The sequence below is a fragment of the Yersinia proxima genome (assembly GCF_902170785.1).
Taxonomy (GTDB): domain Bacteria; phylum Pseudomonadota; class Gammaproteobacteria; order Enterobacterales; family Enterobacteriaceae; genus Yersinia; species Yersinia proxima.
Map to the genome: position 1 here is coordinate 270004 of NZ_CABHYG010000014.1, position 18319 is coordinate 288322.

An 18319-nucleotide genomic window follows, 5' to 3' on the forward strand; every position below is an offset into this window, starting at 1 on the left:
CTTCATGGTTAAGTTTGAGAACAAAGACCCACTGATGTTAGCTCGATTATTACCGAATAAATCTGTCGCGCTGATTCTGGCGGGTGGCCGTGGTTCGCGGCTGAAAGATTTAACGGCGACCCGTGCTAAACCCGCAGTTCATTTTGGCGGCAAGTTTCGTATTATTGATTTTGCCCTTTCCAACTGTCTGAATTCGGGTATCCGGCGTATTGGCGTGATAACGCAATATCAGTCACATAGCTTGGTTCAACATATTCAACGTGGTTGGTCATTCCTCAATGAGGAAATGAACGAATTTGTCGATTTATTGCCAGCCCAACAGCGCTTGAGCACTGAGCAGTGGTACAAAGGAACCGCAGATGCGGTTTATCAGAATCTGGATATTATCCGTCGCTACAAAGCGGAACATATCGTCATTCTGGCGGGTGACCATATTTACAAGATGGATTACTCCCGCATGTTGCTCGACCACGCCGAGAAAGGGGCTGAGTGTACTGTGGCATGTATTCCAGTCCCCATTACCGAGGCCACTGAATTTGGTGTTATGGAGGTTGCCGAGGATTATCAGATAACCGCTTTCTATGAAAAGCCGGCTAATCCTCCTGCGATGCCAGGCCGCCCGGATATGGCCCTCGCCAGCATGGGTATCTACATTTTCAATACTGATTATCTGTTTAAATTATTAGAAGAAGATCAGAAAACTCCTGGTTCCAGCCATGATTTTGGTAAAGATATTATCCCCAAATTGACTGAGCAAAGAGTGGCCTGGGCACATCCATTCGATCTTTCCTGTGTGACTTCTAATGCTGAACTGCCGCCTTACTGGCGTGATGTTGGGACGTTGGATGCCTACTGGCGCGCCAACCTCGATTTGGCATCGGTGACGCCAGAGCTGGATATGTATGACCGCGATTGGCCTATTCGGACACATATGGAGCCGCTGCCGCCCGCCAAGTTTGTGCAGGACCGTTCCGGTAGCCACGGTATGACCATGAACTCGTTGGTCTCCGGTGGCTGCATTGTTTCCGGTTCGGTGGTGGTGCACTCAGTGCTATTCCCTCGGGTGCGGGTGAACTCGTTTTGCACCATTGATTCCACATTACTGCTGCCGGATGTACATATTGGCCGTTCGTGCCGCCTGCGCCGCTGCATTATTGACCGAGCCTGCCAGATACCTGAGGGGACGGTTATTGGTGAAAATGCCGAAGAAGACAGCAAGCGTTTTTATCGCTCTGAGGGCGGGGTGGTGTTAGTGACCCGTTCGATGCTGGCCAAGCTGGCGGCGAAATAGGGCTATCGGATTTTATCATTTATTAAGTGAGTATCTTATACCCAAATTAATTGGAGTGGCAGGTAGGCAGCAAACGAGGGTATCCCGATGAGCTGACTCAGGTCAGTGATTCGGGTGCGTGAGAGCAGCTAACAACCCTGCCGCTTCAAGTAAGAAGGGTATAAATAGGAGTGATGATGCGGGTTCTACACGTATGTTCCGAGCTATTCCCGTTGTTAAAAACCGGGGGATTGGCTGACGTTGTTGGTGCTTTACCTGCCGCTCAAATTGCTGAGGGAGCCGATGTCAGGGTTATGCTGCCGGGGTTCCCTGACTTACGCCGTGGCATCCCAGACACGGTTTTGGTCAGGGAGATTGATACCTTTGCTGGCCGTGTTTCATTACGTTATGGCCATTATCAGGGGATTGGTATTTACCTGATTGATGCACCAGGCCTTTATGACCGGGCAGGAAGCCCGTATCACGACCAGTCTTTGCATGCTTATGCTGATAACTATCGCCGTTTTGCATTACTGGGATGGATGGCTTGTGAACTGGCTTGTGGCCTGGATGGTTATTGGCGTCCAGAGGTAGTGCATGCCCATGATTGGCATGCCGGGCTAGCTTGTGCTTATCTCGCGGCACGTGGCCGCCCTGCACGTTCAGTATTTACCGTCCATAATTTGGCTTATCAAGGGTTGTTCTCGGGGCACCATTTGGCTGAAATACAGCTGCCGGCCGCATTTTTCCAAATGTATGGGCTGGAGTTCTATGGCCAAATTTCCTATCTGAAAGCCGGATTGTTCTTTGCTGACCATGTCACCACCGTCAGTCCGACCTATGCCAAGGAAATTACCCAACCTGCCTTTGGTTACGGTATGGAGGGGCTGCTACAAGAGCGAGCCAGTCAGGGGCGATTGACCGGAATACTCAATGGGGTGGACAGTGATATCTGGGACCCACAAACGGATGCTTTGCTCCATGCCCGCTATGATGCAGAAGATCTGCAAAAGAAAGCGGTAAATAAAACACACCTACAAACCACGATGGGGTTGGAGGTGACGGAGAAGAAACCTATTTTTGCCGTAGTCAGCAGGTTAACGGAGCAAAAAGGGTTAGATTTGGTGCTGGAAGCGTTGCCCGATTTACTGCAATTGGGAGGGCAATTAGCTGTTCTGGGGGCGGGTGATGCCATTTTACAAGAGGCATTCCTGGCGGCTGCGGCAGACTATTCCGGTCAGGTTGGGGTGCAAATAGGCTATCACGAGGCATTTTCACACCGAATTATTGCCGGTGCGGATGTGATTCTGGTGCCCAGCCGTTTTGAACCTTGTGGGTTAACACAGTTATATGGCTTGAAGTATGGCACTTTGCCACTGGTCCGGCATACGGGCGGGTTGGCAGATACCGTGGTGGATTGCGCGCTGGAAAATCTGGCAGATGGCAGTGCCTCGGGGTTTGTGTTTGATGAATGCGATGCACAAGCATTGGTACGGGCGATGCGCCGTGCTTTTGTTCTGTGGAGCCGACCAAAACATTGGCGTCACGTTCAGCGCCACGCGATGGGGTTGGACTTTGGTTGGCAAGTAGCAGCGGCAGACTATCTGTCACTTTATCGGCGTCTGTGATTTCTCGTTGCCGATTTGTTGTAACCACTAATTGGGAAAACCGCTATGACATCACCGTTCAGTTATACCTCACCTGTTGTCAGTGTGGACGCGCTGAAACACTCGATTGCCTACAAATTGATGTTTATTGTGGGCAAAGATCCCTCTATTGCGACTAAGCACGATTGGCTGAATGCGACTTTATTTGCCGTGCGTGATCGCATGGTTGAACGCTGGCTGCGCTCTAATCGTGCACAATTATCCCAAGATGTTCGGCAGGTTTATTACCTGTCGATGGAGTTTCTCTTGGGGCGAACGCTTTCTAATGCACTGTTATCGATGGGGATTTATGAAGATATCGAACAGGCTTTGGATGAAATGGGCCTCAATCTGTCTGAGCTGCTGCAAGAAGAGAATGACCCTGGTTTAGGTAATGGTGGCTTAGGGCGTTTGGCGGCATGTTTTCTGGATTCACTGGCGACATTGGCACTTCCCGGTCGCGGTTACGGCATTCGTTACGAATATGGCATGTTCAGCCAGAAAATCGTCAATGGCCAGCAGATGGAGTCGCCGGATAACTGGCTGGAATATGGCAATGCCTGGGAGTTTCCACGGCACAATACCCGCTATAAAGTGCGTTTTGGTGGTCGTATTCAGCAGGAAGGCAGCAAAACTCGCTGGTTGGAAACGGAAGAAATCCTCGCTTGTGCCTATGATCAAATCATTCCTGGTTTTGATACAGATGCGACTAATACCCTGCGCTTATGGTCTGCACAGGCCAGTAATGAGATCAATCTGGGTAAATTCAATCAGGGTGATTACTTCGCAGCGGTAGAAGATAAAAACCATTCAGAAAACGTATCCCGGGTACTTTATCCCGATGACTCGACCTACTCCGGGCGCGAACTGCGCCTGCGGCAAGAGTACTTTTTAGTCTCCGCCACGGTGCAGGATATTCTCAACCGCCATTGGACGATGCACCAAACATTCGATAATTTGGCTGATAAGATTGCTATTCACCTGAATGATACCCATCCAGTCCTATCTATCCCTGAAATGATGCGTCTACTGATTGATGAACATAAATTTAGCTGGATGGATGCCTGGGATGTGGTGCAGCAAGTGTTCTCCTACACCAATCACACCTTGATGAGCGAAGCACTGGAAACCTGGCCTATCGACATGATTGGTAAGATCCTGCCGCGCCATCTGCAAATCATCTTTGATATCAATGATCATTTCCTCAAACTGGTGCAGGAACAGTATCCGAATGAACCGGAGTTGCTGCCACGGGTATCGATTATTGATGAAAATGATGGTCGACGAGTACGTATGGCCTGGCTTGCGGTGATTGCCAGCCACAAAGTGAACGGCGTGTCGGCGCTACATTCAGAGTTGATGGTGCAATCGCTGTTTGCTGATTTTGCCCGTATCTTCCCGAACCGCTTCTGCAATAAAACCAATGGAGTTACACCACGGCGCTGGCTGGGTCTGGCTAACCGGCCATTGGCCGCAGTATTGGATGACAGTATCGGCCATAACTGGCGCACGGATTTGAGCCAACTCAGTGAGCTGGAAAAGAATATTGATTACGTGAGCTTCTTGCGGGCAGTGCAAAAAGCCAAGCTAGAGAATAAGAAGCGACTGGCTATCTATATTGCGCAAAAGCTGAATATTGTGGTGAATCCGGATGCGCTATTTGATGTGCAAATCAAGCGTATTCATGAGTACAAACGGCAACTGTTGAATGTCCTGCATGTGATAACCCGATATAACCGCATTCTTGAAGCCCCTGATGAGAAGTGGATACCACGAGTGGTGATTTTTGCCGGTAAAGCAGCATCGGCTTATTACAATGCGAAGCAAATCATTCGGTTGATCAATGATGTGGCGAAAGTGATCAATAACGATCCGCGTATTAATAACCTGCTAAAAGTGGTGTTCATCCCGAACTACAGTGTCAGTCTGGCGCAGTTGATTATTCCAGCGGCTGATCTTTCCGAACAGATCTCGCTGGCGGGTACTGAAGCCTCGGGAACCAGTAATATGAAATTTGCGCTGAATGGGGCGCTGACTATTGGCACATTGGATGGGGCGAATGTCGAGATCCGTGAGCATGTTGGTGAGGATAATATCTTTATCTTTGGTAATACGACTGAGCAGGTTGAGGCGCTGCGTAATAATGGTTATAACCCACGGAAATATTATGACGAAGATCCAGAACTGCATTTGGCATTGACGCAAATTGCTACGGGTGTTTTCAGCCCTGAAGATCCTCATCGTTACACCAGTTTGTTTGATTCACTGGTTAATCTGGGCGATCACTATCAGTTGCTGGCGGATTATCGCAGCTATGTAGATACCCAAGATCAAGTCGATACGCTCTATCGTCATCCAGACGAATGGACACGTAAAACCTTACTCAATATTTCCAATATGGGGTATTTCTCTTCGGATCGGACTATTCAAGAGTATGCCGATGATATTTGGCATATTAAGCCAATCAGGCTTTAAACATTCGGCGAGTTAATAACAAAAACCCTCTTCAACAGTGAACTGTGAAGAGGGTTTTTCTAACAGATAGATGGCGGGAATTTGTTATCAGGAGACCAAAGAGAGAGTCTGTTGTTTCTCAGCCCGCACTTCTGCCAGCCATTCGGCAACACGCTGTTTCTGTTTATCATCCAGAGTCATGCCTAACTTGGTACGACGCCAGATGGCATCATCAAGTTCAACAACCCACTCTTTCTCAACCAGATAGCGCAATTCTGCTTCATACAGACCGTGGCCGAAATGTTCGCCCAGACTTTCGATGCTGGTGGCATCAGCCAAAATCAGCTCGCTATGGCTACCATAGGTACGGGTATAGCGGCGCGCCAATCCTTCAGGGAGCCAGTTATAGCGATGGCGCAGTTGTACCGTATAGTTATCACGATTGCCACCAATATCCCCGCCCGGTAACGAACCGGTTTTCGTCCATGCCGGGCCGACATTTGGATAGTAGCCGGACAGTTTTTCCAGCGCATGTTCTGCCAGTTTGCGGTAGGTGGTTAGTTTGCCACCAAATACCGAAAGCAGAGGTGCTTTGCCGCCTTCATCAGCGACATCCAGCGTGTAATCGCGGGTAACAGCTTGCGGTGAATCTGATTCATCATCGCACAGCGGACGAACGCCAGAGTAAGTCCAGACAATATCGTCGCGCCCCAGTTGCTTTTTAAAGTGGTCGTTATACACCTTCAGCAGGTAATCAATTTCTTGATCGTCGATCTTCACATCTTTCGGATCGCCGTGGTATTCCACATCAGTTGTGCCGATGATGGAATATTCATCCAACCATGGAATAACGAAGACAATACGGTGGTCTTCGTTTTGCAGAATATAGGCTTGCGGCTGGTTATGTACTCGTGGCACCACAATATGGCTGCCTTTGATCAGGCGGATACCATAAGGTGATTTCAGTTTCAGGCCATCATCGAAGAACTGTTTAACCCACGGGCCGGTAGCATTCACCAGCCCTTTGGCACGCCAGGTAAAGGTTTTGCCGGTGTTGACATCGACCGCTTCCACCATCCATAGGCCTTGTTCACGCCAGGCGCGAGTCACTTTGGTGCGAGTACGTACTTCGCCACCACGTTCGACCACTTCCTGAGCATTCAGCACGACCAGACGGGCATCATCGACCCAGCAGTCAGAATATTCGAAACCGCGCACTAACTCGGGCTTCAATACTGACTCTGGCCCAAAACGTAGCCCTTTACTGGCTGGCAGGCTGGTACGTTTGCCCAAATGATCGTACAAAAATAAGCCGGTACGAATCATCCACGCCGGGCGCAGATGGGGCTGATGGGGCAGGCGAAAGCGCATTGGGAAAGCGATATGAGGAGCCAGTTTCAGCAAAACCTCACGTTCGGCCAATGCTTCACTGACCAGCCGGAATTCATAGTGTTCCAGGTAACGTAAGCCACCGTGGATAAGTTTGGAGCTGGCAGAAGACGTAGCACAGGCCAAATCTTGTGCTTCCAGCAGCAGAACGGACAGGCCACGCCCTGCAGCGTCCGCAGCGATACCGGCACCATTAATGCCGCCACCGATCACGATCAAGTCTTTGGTTTCCATGCTTACTCCCTCTGGATGTTCGAAACAGCTCTTTAATGTTCGTTTTCGCTCATGATTGTAATCAAAAACCAACAAACAAGCCAAGACTTAACCAAAAAAAAACATTTATGCGTGATGGAAGTAACAGTTTTGTTATCAGGATGTGGAGGGAGAGGTTTGGATTTGGTGATTAGGTTTGGTTGTTCAGTATTCCGGTTCGGTTGACATAAGTTCAGTGATTAACTTACCTCCGTAGCCTCAACCGGCAAAGGTGCCACGCTTATGACCCCTTTGCCGGTTGGTTCATCGGAAGTTAAGTAAACTCAGTTGCTCTAACAACCGAATCGGATCACCAAAGCTAAACTATCAACATAACTCCAGTTGAACTTCATGCTGTTCAATAATCTTCATCACACTGGCGGGTGGCATCTGATCGGTAAACAAATAATCGATCAGATTCATATTCCCCAGATTCACCATCGCATTACGACCAAACTTGGAATGGTCGGTCACCAGCATCACACAACGGGAGTTTTCGATAATCGCCCGCTTGGTGCGCACTTCATGGTAATCAAACTCCAACAGGGAACCGTCCATATCAATGCCGCTAATACCGAGGATGCCGTAATCAAGGCGGAACTGAGAAATGAAATCCAATGTGGCTTCACCAATAATTCCACCATCACGGGTACGCACTTCGCCGCCAGCCAGGATCAGACGGAAATCCTCTTTAGCAGTCAGTAAGGTGGCTACGTTGAGATTGTTGGTGACCACACGTAGACCTTTGTGATTCATCAAGGCGTGAGCCACTGCCTCCGGTGTGGTGCCGATATCAATAAACAGGGTCGCGCCATCGGGGATCTGGCTGGCAACTCGCTGGGCAATACGCGCCTTTTCTTCCGACCACATCACTTTACGGTCGTTATAAGCCGCATTGACTGAGCTGGAGGGTAACGCCGCGCCGCCATGATGGCGGTGAATCTTGTTTTGATCCGCCAAGTCATTCAAATCGCGTCGGATGGTTTGTGGACTCACGGCAAAATGTTCCACTAGCTCTTCAGTACTGACGTAGCCCTGTTGGCGAACCAATTCAATAATCGCATCATGCCGCTGCGTTTGCTTCACGATAATCCCCTAATGTGCCTGGTTGTCCAGACAGTTATTGTGTGGTTTTTGCGTTGTTGCGCGTATCCCAAAATGCCATCAGCAACCCAATAATCAAGCCTGAAACATGCGCTGCATTGGCAATCGACAACCCTAAAATATCGAAATATCCAGCAACCAGCCAGAGAACCGAGAAAGCCATCAAACCACGCGGCAGCGAGATACCCCGCTCAGGTGCGCGTTCGCCGGTCAGCCAGACATAACCCATCAGGGCATAAACGACACCAGAAAGACCGCCAAAATTCACACCGCTAAACAGCGATTGCCCCCAGCCACTGAATAAGGCTGAAACAATAGTTAATACCAGCAATTTGCCGGTGCCAAGCCGTTTTTCCATCTGCCCGGCCAGATACCACCACCACATCAGGTTAAACAGGATATGCAGTAGCGAAAAATGTAAAAAAGCATGGCTGACCCAACGCCAGATTTGCAGATACTGGCTGTTATCACGTGGCCAGGCCAGCCAGGACATCACTGCGCCATCACCGACGATTTGCATCAGAATATAGATGGCGATACACAGCACCATGACACTCAGTGTCAGTGGCCCGGCTTGACTGCGTAGAGTCTGGAGATAAGAGAAACGCTGGTAAGGCAAATTAGAATGCAGATTGCCCGATTGCCAACTGGCGGCTTGATAGCGCGGATTGAGAGGATCGAGTAAAAACTGTTCCAGCTCATGCTGTACCAGGGGTAATTGCTCATCATCGGCGAGCCAGATCTCCGCACCCTGAGCATCCGGCTTCACTTCCAGTGCCACATGGCGAGTGGCCATATAATCGACGAAAGCCTGCGCCAGACGTAGATTAGAAATTGCTATTACACGAACCATATTTATACCCTTCATATTTCAAGTTGCAGCTATGTTGGCTGCTCTCGCTTACCCGAATTACTGACTTGAGTCAGCTCATCGGGATTAATGAACCTCAAAGAGGCTCACCCTACGGGCTAGCATAAATGCTGTTCAAATCGGTTTTCACCGAGTTGTCACTCCCTTGCCGCCTTCCTGCCTCTTGAAATCTATTGGGTATCACGAGATTTTAATCAAAGTGCTTAAAAATATCACAATCGGATGAATATTAGCTAACCGGCTTGTACCACGTCTTGCGGATAGCTTCTTGCCCATGCTTCAAAACCACCATCAATACTATAAACCACCTCAAAGCCTTGTTGGAGCAGATACTGCGCTGCACCTTTACTACTATTGCCGTGATAGCACATCACCATCACTGGTTGTTCAAAATCAGTCTGTTGCATAAAAGTATGCAAGCTGCTATTGGTCAGATGAAACGCCTCAGGCGCGTGACCGGCTTCAAAACTTTGCGGATCGCGGATATCAACTAAAACTGCTTTATTTTCTTTTAGGCGGTTATAGGCCTGCTCAATACTTATTGTTTCAAACTGTTCCATATTGCTGATGACCTTTATCGCAATTGATAATTTAAGCGCGAGATTGTAATCAATTTTTCATCAATAAAGACCAGTTAAAAAGAATGGTTATTGACAGCTACACCCAACCAGAGAGATAAAAATTAATTTAACTAACTGATATTTAAATAAATTAGTATGGGTTTATTAAACATATCCCATCATCTGTAATAAACGTTGCGCTTGCTGCACCGCATCTTGCCGGTGAGCAACCCCCAATTTTTGATACAAATTACGAATGTGGGTTTTAATGGTGGTCGCCGCGACATCTAACTCGCTGGCTATCTGGTCGTTGCTGTAACCGGAGTAAATCAGCCCCAAGACCTGCCATTCCCTTTGGGTCAGCGGGCTGGTGCGGATCAATTCTGGTACTTGTGGGTGAGTTAGCAGCTTATCGACGAAGATCTCATCGAAATGAGCAAATTTATGCCGATGATGCTGATTAATGTCTTTCAGAATGCGCTGGGCACGATGCTGCTCTAACTCGGGTAAGGCATTGAGTTGAATCAGCTGGCGTAGCTGTTGCGCCATCGCTTCACCTTCAATCACAAAATGGCTGATAAAACCGGTGCGGTTGGCGAGTGACAGTGATTCAATCAGCGCTTTTTGCGCCTCACTTTTTCGTTCGGTTTGCCAGTAAAGAATATTACTTAACAACAGGTTACGGTTAAGATCACTGGTGAGACGCAAGCGGCGGGCATTCTCATTGAGTTCGTCCAGCACCACTTCCGCTTCATTAAAACGACCCAACATAATCTGTATCCGCGCAATGTTGCGCCACTGGCCCTGCAAAAAGTGGTTATCGGCCATACCCGGTTTTTCGGCCTGACGCAGCCAATTTGCCGCTGCGGCTTTGTCGCCCGTCATTTGCCAGTGAATAACCCGTGGCTTATCAGCATTGGTAATCCAATCAAGATGATACTGGCTACCATGTTGCAGTGCCTCGCAGCGCTGAATATACATGTTAGCGTTATCCAAATCACCACGCGCCAATGAGCATTTGGCCAGCATCGCCAGACACTGTAATTGCTGCTGTGGCTGGTAATTCACCAGAATTTCGATACCTTTACGCGCCGCTTCTTCGGCTTCATCCAGCCGTGACCACGACCACAATACCTGAGAGCGAATGCGCAACAGGAATTCGTGCATCGGCAGTTGTTCAAGATGCTGTTCATGAATTAAATCAAAGGCTTTATCTTGTGTTTCATAAGCCGCTTGCAGGAACCCCTGTGCGATCAGAATTTCACTTTGCTGCAATAATGCCCATAAAGCATAGTGATAGGCTTCGTGGCGGCGTGCCATTTGCTCGGTTTGCTGCATCATTGGCAGCGCGCGGCTCAACTCCCCTTTGCAATGATGAACTTCGCCGGTGACTGAAGTGGCGACAATACGGCTGTAAAAGTTCGCCATTGGCAGATATTTCAGTGCATCTGTTGCCAGCTTTTCAGCTTCTTCCGGTTTGCCGGCATTGATGGCCACCTGAGCACGCAAAGCATCGAATTCAGCCCGCAAAATCTCATCAATGGGAATTTTACGTTCCTGCATTGCCGATTCGGCGCGCTCAAGCAAGGTGTTAACTTCACCGTAGCGATGCTGGCTTTGTGCCAGCCAGGCCTGTAGCAGCGCCAGTTCAGGATTTTGTACCAATAAAGAATAGGGCAGCGCGACCAGACATTGTTCCAGCAGGGCTAACTCACTGTGGTTAAACAGCGTCCAGGCGTGTTGCAACAAGATATCGCGCAGCATGCCGACATCACCCGCCGCTAATGCATGGTGAATGGCTTCCGCCGGATAGCCCAGCGCCATCCAACCTTCAGCCGCTGCATGGTGCAACTCTGGTAACTCTAATGCCAGTTCCCATTGGCAACGCTGGCGCAGGAAAGTGGCGAACAACGGATGGAAACAGAACCATTCGCCGCTATCATCCATGCGATGAATAAATAAGCCCTGGCGCTCCAACTCTTCCAGCCGTTGCTGGCCGTTATCTTCGCCGGTCAGGCGCACAATCAGAGCATCATTCATTGAGCGCAAAACCGAACAACGCAGCAGAAAGGCGCGTGCATCGCTATCGACCTGATCCAGCACTTCATCGACCAGATAGTCTGACAAATGGCTGGCATTTAGACCTGCCAGTCGTTTTGCTGATTTTTGTGCTGAGGAGTTAGGCTGGCGAGATGATAACGCGATCAATTGCAGCGCCGTCGCCCAGCCTTCAACTTCATCACACAGGCGGCTGCTATCACCTTGTTCCAGCGGCACGGAGAGGCGGCAATCGAAGAATTGCTGCGCTTCCTGATGGTTAAATGCCAACTGCTGCATACCTAATTCCAACAACTGGTCGCGAACTCGCAAGTTGGCAATCCCCAGTGGCGGCAAGGTACGCGACAGCATAATCAATGTCAGATTTTCTGGCTGATGACGCAGGAAAAAACGCATGGCTTCATGAATGGCATCATTGGTAATCAAATGATAATCATCAATAACCAGATACAGCGGGCCATCCCACTCGGACAGCTCGATAAATAATTGTGCGAACAGCGCAGAGAGGCTGGCATATTGATGCTTTTGGCTTATGGCCTCACTTTTGCTGCAATGGCCTCGGGTCGCCAATTGGATCGCTGCCACCAAATAGGTCGCAAAACGTTCAGGCTGATTGTCACTTTCATCGAGAGAATACCACCCGAGATCGGACTGATCGGCTGCCCACTGAGCGATCAACGTCGTTTTACCATACCCCGCCGGGCAATTTATTAAGGTCAGACGGTAATTTGCGACACCCGATAACTTAACTAACAAGCGATCACGTATCACGGTATTTTGCAGCCGTACCGGGCGGCTCAGTTTTGATGGGATCAGCATGCTATGTCCGGTTTTAAAGAGATCCGGTGAGAAGACGTCCTGGCGATTGATATGTCCATTTGTAGGAAGTTGTTACAGGCATTCATAAGAGTAATTATTTTTAGCCTCGTAATTAATCAGCACTGCTAAGGTCTGATAACAGCCATCTTATTGCAATAGAGTTAATGTTTCCTATGGCTGTAAGTTGCACCGGATCACAATTTTAGCTACGCCCTGCGACTCATCCCCAGCTAATCGTCCGGCAGGATGATGCTCTTGTCAGTTCTCATTGGCAGGATAAGGGTAAAATTACCCCACTCACAGGATAGAGACCTCCCTATGTCACAGCCTATGCTTAAAAAGGACGATTTTCTGGCCGCACTTGCCCGCCAGTGGCAGCGCTTTGGCTTAACCTCCGCTCAGCAAATGACCCAACACCAATGGTGGGAAGCGGTCAGTGCAGCATTAGCCGAGCAGTTATCTGCTCAGCCCGCCCCCGGTAAAGCCAAAAAAGTACAGCGCCATGTTAACTACATTTCAATGGAGTTTTTAATTGGGCGTTTAACCGCTAATAACCTGATTAACTTGGGTTGGTATGACCAGGTAGAGGCGCTGTTAGCTGAGCAGCAGGTTAATCTAAGTGACCTGTTAGAGCAGGAAACCGACCCGGCATTGGGTAATGGTGGCTTGGGGCGTCTGGCAGCTTGTTTCCTTGATTCGATGGCGACAGTTGAGCAACCCGCCACCGGTTATGGTCTGAATTATCAATACGGTTTGTTCCGCCAATCTTTCAGTGAATGTAAGCAGCAGGAAGCGCCGGATAATTGGCAGCGCGAGAGCTACCCGTGGTTCCGCCACAATGCCGCGCTGGCGGTGGATGTCGGTTTTGGTGGCAAGCTGGAGAAACAAGCGGATGGCCGTCAGCTATGGCGTCCGGCCTTTACCTTACGTGGCGAAGCCTGGGATTTACCGGTGCTGGGCTTTCGTAACGGCGTCACTCAGCCATTGCGCTTATGGCAAGCAACTCACCAGCATCCATTTGATTTAACAAACTTTAATGACGGTAAATTCTTACTGGCCGAAAAAAACGGTGTTGAAGCAGAAAAGCTGACTAAAGTGCTGTATCCGAATGACAACCATCTGGCCGGTAAGCGCCTGCGGTTGATGCAACAATATTTCCAGTGCGCTTGTTCGGTGGCGGATATCTTACGTAAGCACCATTTGGCAGGCCGCAAGCTGGCTGAACTGCCGGATTATGAAGTTATTCAGTTGAATGATACCCACCCGACTATCGCCATTCCTGAAATGCTGCGCGTATTGTTGGATGAGCATCAGTTGAGCTGGGATGCGGCTTGGGCTATCACCAGTAAAACCTTCGCCTATACCAACCACACCTTGATGCCAGAAGCTCTTGAGTGCTGGGATGAAAAACTGGTGCGCAGCTTGCTGCCACGTCATTTTGTCATCATCAAGCAGATCAATGCGCAATTTAAGAAGTTGGTCGATAAGCAATGGCCGGGCGATGAAGAAGTTTGGGCCAAGCTGGCAGTCCACCATAATAAGCAGGTGCGGATGGCCAATCTGTGCGTGGTCAGCGGCTTTGCGGTCAATGGTGTCGCGCAGTTGCACTCAGATTTGGTTATCAAAGATTTATTCCCTGAATACTACCAGTTGTGGCCAAATAAATTCCACAACGTTACCAATGGCATAACACCACGTCGCTGGTTGAAGCAATGTAACCCGGCACTGTCTGGTTTGATTGATGACACATTAAAAGTGGAATGGGCGAATGATCTGGATGCATTAGCCGGGCTTGAGCCTTATGCCGAAGATAAGGCTTTCCGCACTCGCTATCAGCAGATCAAATACGACAATAAAGTTAAGTTAGCTGAATATGTTAAGCGCGTGATGGGGATAACCATTAACCCGGATGCCATCTTTGATGTGCAGATTAAGCGCTTGCATGAATATAAACGTCAGCACTTGAACCTGTTGCATATTCTGTCGCTGTATCGCCAGATCCGCGACAACCCAAATCTGGACATCGCTCCACGTGTGTTCCTGTTTGGCGCTAAAGCAGCTCCGGGCTATTATTTAGCCAAGAATATTATTTATGCAATTAATCAGGCTGCTGAGAAGATCAATAACGATCCGATCGTTAAAGATCGCCTGAAAGTGGTATTTATCCCTGATTACAAAGTTTCGGTTGCCGAGTTGATGATCCCAGCGGCGGATGTGTCCGAGCAGATTTCAACTGCGGGTAAAGAAGCCTCCGGCACCGGCAATATGAAACTGGCACTGAATGGTGCATTGACGGTGGGTACTCTGGATGGTGCTAATGTCGAGATTGCTGAACAGGTGGGTGATGAGAATATCTTTATTTTCGGCAACACTGTTGAACAGGTAAAAGCTATTCTGGCGAAAGGTTATAAGCCACAGACTTATTTGAAAGCTGACGCGCATCTGAAAAGCATTCTGGATGAGCTGGCCAGCGGTGCATTTAGCCAAGGTGATAAGCACGCATTTGACATGATGTTGCATAGCTTGTTGGAAGGGGGCGACCCTTATCTGGTACTGGCTGATTTTGCTTCATATTGTCAGGCACAGCAGCAAATTGATGCCCTGTACCGCGATAAGGATGAATGGACCCGCCGTACCATTCTTAACACTGCACGGGTAGGGATGTTCAGTTCTGACCGTTCAATTCGCGATTATCAAACGCGGATCTGGCAAGCTAAACGTTAAGGAGAAGACTGCATGGATCGTAAATCGCTCGATCAAGCAGCGACACTGGCAGGGATTGCCGCCAACTATATTAATGCGCATGGTAAGTCGCAGGCTATTTCGGCACAAACCAAGCAGCAGTTGTTGGCGGCCATGGGGCGCACCAGTGTGCCCCCAGATTCTCAGACAGAAAAAGCACCATTACCACCGGTAAAAATATTTACTTTTGGCAGCGCAATGCAGCTGCCAATGGCGGGTTCAGGCGATTATCACTGGCAGTTACAGACCGAAAAAGGTGATTTGCATCAGGGGCGTATCAGTGCCAAAAAAACGCTGACATTGCCGGCTTCACTGCCGCAAGGCTATCACCGCTTGGTATTGGAACAAGGCTTACAGCAGTGGCAGTGCTCGGTTATCGTCGCTCCGAAACGTTGCTATGAGCCAGATGCCCTGTTGGCGGGGAAAAAACTCTGGGGAGCCTGTGTTCAGCTCTATACCCTGCGTTCTGAACACAATTGGGGTATCGGTGATTTTGGCGACCTCAATCAGATGTTGGAGCAGGTCGGTGAGCGCGGTGGGGCTTTTATTGGGCTTAACCCGATTCATGCGCTATATCCGGCCAATCCACACAGTGCCAGCCCTTACAGTCCTTCTTCCCGGCGCTGGCTGAATGTGATTTATATTGATGTCAATCGCGTGGATGAATTCCAGCATAGCGAGGCAGCGCAGACCTGGTGGCATCAGCCCGAGACACAAAGCGCGCTGGCGAAAGCGCGTGCCAGTGAATGGGTTGATTATCCGCAGGTCATGCAGCTCAAGTTGACCGCTTTGCGTTTGGCTTTCCCGCTTTTTACGGCGCGTAAAACCAAAGATGCTCGGGTACAGGCATTCCATCGTTTTGTTGAACAGGGTGGAAGCAGCCTGCATCAACAGGCCGCTTTTGATGCTTTGCATGCTCATTTAAGTAAAAACGACCCCATGATGTGGGGCTGGCCGGTGTGGCCGGAAAAATATCGTGATGGGCACAGCAGTGCTGTGGCTGATTTCTGTCGTGAGCATGCTGATGAAGTGAACTTCTATCTGTGGCTACAGTGGTTGGCGGCCAGCCAGTTTGAGGACTGCTTCCGTGCCAGTCAAACACGGAAAATGCCGTTGGGGTTGTATCGCGATTTGGCAGTAGGTGTTGCAGAAGGCGGTGCTGAAACCTGGTGTGATCGCGAGTTATATTGCCTTAAAGCCTCAGTGGGGGCGCCACCCGATATTTTAGGGCCATTGGGTCAGAACTGGGGGTTGCCACCAATGGACCCACACGTCATGGCGGCACGCGCTTATCAGCCTTTTATTGATTTATTGCGGGCTAATATGGCCAGTTGTGGCGCGCTGCGTATTGATCACGTGATGGCGTTATTGCGTCTGTGGTGGATTCCTTACGGCCAAACGGCGGATCAAGGGGCTTATGTCAAATACCCGGTCGATGATCTGCTGGCGATATTAGCGTTAGAAAGCCAGCGCCATCGCTGCATGGTGATTGGTGAAGATTTAGGCACGGTGCCGGTTGAGATTGTCGGTAAGCTGCGCGACAGCGGAGTGTATTCCTATAAAGTGCTCTATTTTGAGCATGACAGCGAAAACATTTTCCGCGCACCACAGTCTTATCCGGTACAAGCGATGGCAACCATCACCACTCATGATCTGCCGACGCTGCGCGGTTATTGGCAAAGTGATGATTTGACGTTGGGAAATAAGCTGGGGCTATACCCGGACCAACAGATATTGAAACAGCTTTATCTTGATAGGGAACGTGCGAAACAAGGCTTGCTGGAAGGGTTGCATCATTATGATTGCGTGCCTAAGAAAGTGGGTCATAAAGCGTCGTTGCTGTCGATGAGCCCGGTTCTTAATCGTGGATTGCAGCGCTATGTTGCCGACAGTGCCAGTGCATTATTGGGTTTGCAGCCGGAAGATTGGCTGGATATGGCCACCCCAGTGAACATTCCTGGCACCAGTGATGAATATCCAAACTGGCGGCGAAAGTTGACGGCAACATTGGAAGAGATGTTTGCCGATGACCAGGTTAATCGTTTATTGAAAGATTTGGATAAGCGCCGCAAGAATGTTTCAGCGGGGTGATTCCCAGGTGATTCAGGAAAAATATAAGAAGCAAAAAGGGGGATAAATCCCCCTTTATATGATGACAAAAGCAACAATAAAGCCGATGAGCCAAGGGTTTACCGTACTTGGGAGCACTCCGGCGGCCTAAGCCGCTGCGACCCCAATGATACGTTTCCCCTTAGTTTGGCATCTGATTTTGTCAGCATTGATAACGATATTAGCCAAAGTCATTGGTGTTACAGCAAGGCAGCAAACGAGCAAATCCCTATGAGCTGACTCAGGTCAGTGGTTCGGGTGCGCGAGCGCAGCTAACACAGCTGTAGCACCAGAGACGGAGGATAAGGTTTGTTAGCCGTCTAATATTAGCCAAAGTCATTGGTGTTACAGCAAGGCAGCAAACGAGCAAATCCCGATGAGCTGACTTAGGTCAGTGATTCGGGTGCGCGAGCGCAGCTAACACAGCTGTAGCGCCAAGGACGCAGGGTAATTAGTAATAAGAGTGCTCGCCGCGCTGATGCTCGGTCAAATCTCTCACACCTTTCAATTCTGGGAATTTCTGCAACAGCTCTTTCTCGATGCCTTCTTTCAAGGTCACATCGACCATAGAACAGCCGTTACAACCGCCACCGAATTGCAGGATAGCTAACCCATCTGGCGTGATTTCCATTAAGGTAACACGACCACCGTGACCAGCTAACTGCGGGTTAATCTGCGATTGCAGAACATACTCAACCCGCTCCATCAGCGGAGCGTTATCATCCACTTTACGCATTTTGGCGTTAGGCGCTTTCAGCGTTAGCTGTGAACCTAACTGGTCAGTGACGAAATCGATTTCAGCATCTTCCAGATAAGGTTTGCTCAGCTCATCAATATAGGCTGATAACTGCTCGAATTTCAGTTCGGTATCTGTTGCTTCAACGGCATCCGGTGGGCAGTAAGACACGCCGCATTCAGCGGTTGGTGTTCCGGGGTTGATAACAAAGACGCGGATTTGGGTGCCTTCTTCTTGATTTGCCAACAGTTTGGCGAAATGAGATTGTGCTGCGTCTGTTATTGTGATCATGGCATCTGCTCAATAGTT

11 protein-coding genes are annotated in these 18319 nt (G+C 49.3%); 5 read left to right on the plus strand and 6 right to left on the minus strand.

Translation table 11 applies throughout. The features are described from left to right. The first annotated feature begins 4 nt into the window (after window positions 1-4). From glgC to glgP, 3 genes are all read left to right on the plus strand, one after another. Window positions 5-1291 carry a glucose-1-phosphate adenylyltransferase gene (glgC, locus tag FTB31_RS12890; protein WP_019084100.1) on the plus strand — a complete coding sequence of 429 codons (1287 nt, stop codon included), beginning with the start codon at window positions 5-7 and terminating at the stop codon, window positions 1289-1291. A gap of 176 nt (window positions 1292-1467) precedes the next feature. Beyond that, window positions 1468-2898 carry a glycogen synthase GlgA gene (gene glgA, locus FTB31_RS12895; RefSeq protein WP_077175002.1) on the plus strand — a complete coding sequence of 477 codons (1431 nt, stop codon included), beginning with the start codon at window positions 1468-1470 and terminating at the stop codon, window positions 2896-2898. Between the two features lie 45 nt (window positions 2899-2943). After that, window positions 2944-5391, plus strand: coding sequence for a glycogen phosphorylase (glgP, locus tag FTB31_RS12900; RefSeq protein ID WP_077175001.1), 2448 nt, complete (start codon window positions 2944-2946; stop codon window positions 5389-5391). Window positions 5392-5478: 87 nt separating this feature from the next. Here glgP and glpD read toward each other — a convergent pair whose 3' ends face one another. From glpD to malT, 5 genes are all read right to left on the minus strand, one after another. Next, window positions 5479-6993, minus strand: coding sequence for a glycerol-3-phosphate dehydrogenase (glpD, locus tag FTB31_RS12905; protein WP_050076722.1), 1515 nt, complete (start codon window positions 6991-6993; stop codon window positions 5479-5481). A 345-nt stretch (window positions 6994-7338) separates the two neighbouring features. Continuing rightward, window positions 7339-8097, minus strand: a complete 759-nt coding sequence (locus FTB31_RS12910) for a DeoR/GlpR family transcriptional regulator (protein ID WP_005157500.1) — start codon at window positions 8095-8097, stop codon at window positions 7339-7341. A gap of 34 nt (window positions 8098-8131) precedes the next feature. Further along, the gene (glpG, locus tag FTB31_RS12915; protein ID WP_227731439.1) at window positions 8132-8968 is read right to left on the minus strand and encodes a rhomboid family intramembrane serine protease GlpG; all 837 of its coding nucleotides are present in this window, start codon (window positions 8966-8968) and stop codon (window positions 8132-8134) included. A 251-nt stretch (window positions 8969-9219) separates the two neighbouring features. Further along, window positions 9220-9546 (minus strand): thiosulfate sulfurtransferase GlpE, encoded by a 327-nt coding sequence (gene glpE, locus FTB31_RS12920; RefSeq protein WP_227731440.1) that lies wholly within the window; start codon window positions 9544-9546, stop codon window positions 9220-9222. Between the two features lie 165 nt (window positions 9547-9711). Beyond that, complete coding sequence (gene malT, locus FTB31_RS12925; RefSeq protein ID WP_019084095.1) at window positions 9712-12423, minus strand: HTH-type transcriptional regulator MalT; 2712 nt, start codon at window positions 12421-12423, stop codon at window positions 9712-9714. A gap of 318 nt (window positions 12424-12741) precedes the next feature. On the opposite strand from malT, the gene malP reads away from it, so the two are divergent. Together malP and malQ are read left to right on the plus strand one after the other, a co-directional pair. Beyond that, the gene (malP, locus tag FTB31_RS12930; protein WP_050076726.1) at window positions 12742-15147 is read left to right on the plus strand and encodes a maltodextrin phosphorylase; all 2406 of its coding nucleotides are present in this window, start codon (window positions 12742-12744) and stop codon (window positions 15145-15147) included. Window positions 15148-15159: 12 nt separating this feature from the next. Beyond that, a complete protein-coding gene (malQ, locus tag FTB31_RS12935) occupies window positions 15160-17256 on the plus strand; it encodes a 4-alpha-glucanotransferase (protein WP_227731441.1) in 2097 nt (698 codons plus the stop codon). 469 nt (window positions 17257-17725) lie between these two features. Here the strand turns inward: malQ and nfuA are convergent, their stop codons facing one another. After that, complete coding sequence (gene nfuA / locus FTB31_RS12940) at window positions 17726-18301, minus strand: Fe-S biogenesis protein NfuA (RefSeq protein ID WP_050076728.1); 576 nt, start codon at window positions 18299-18301, stop codon at window positions 17726-17728. Window positions 18302-18319 lie beyond the last annotated feature (18 nt).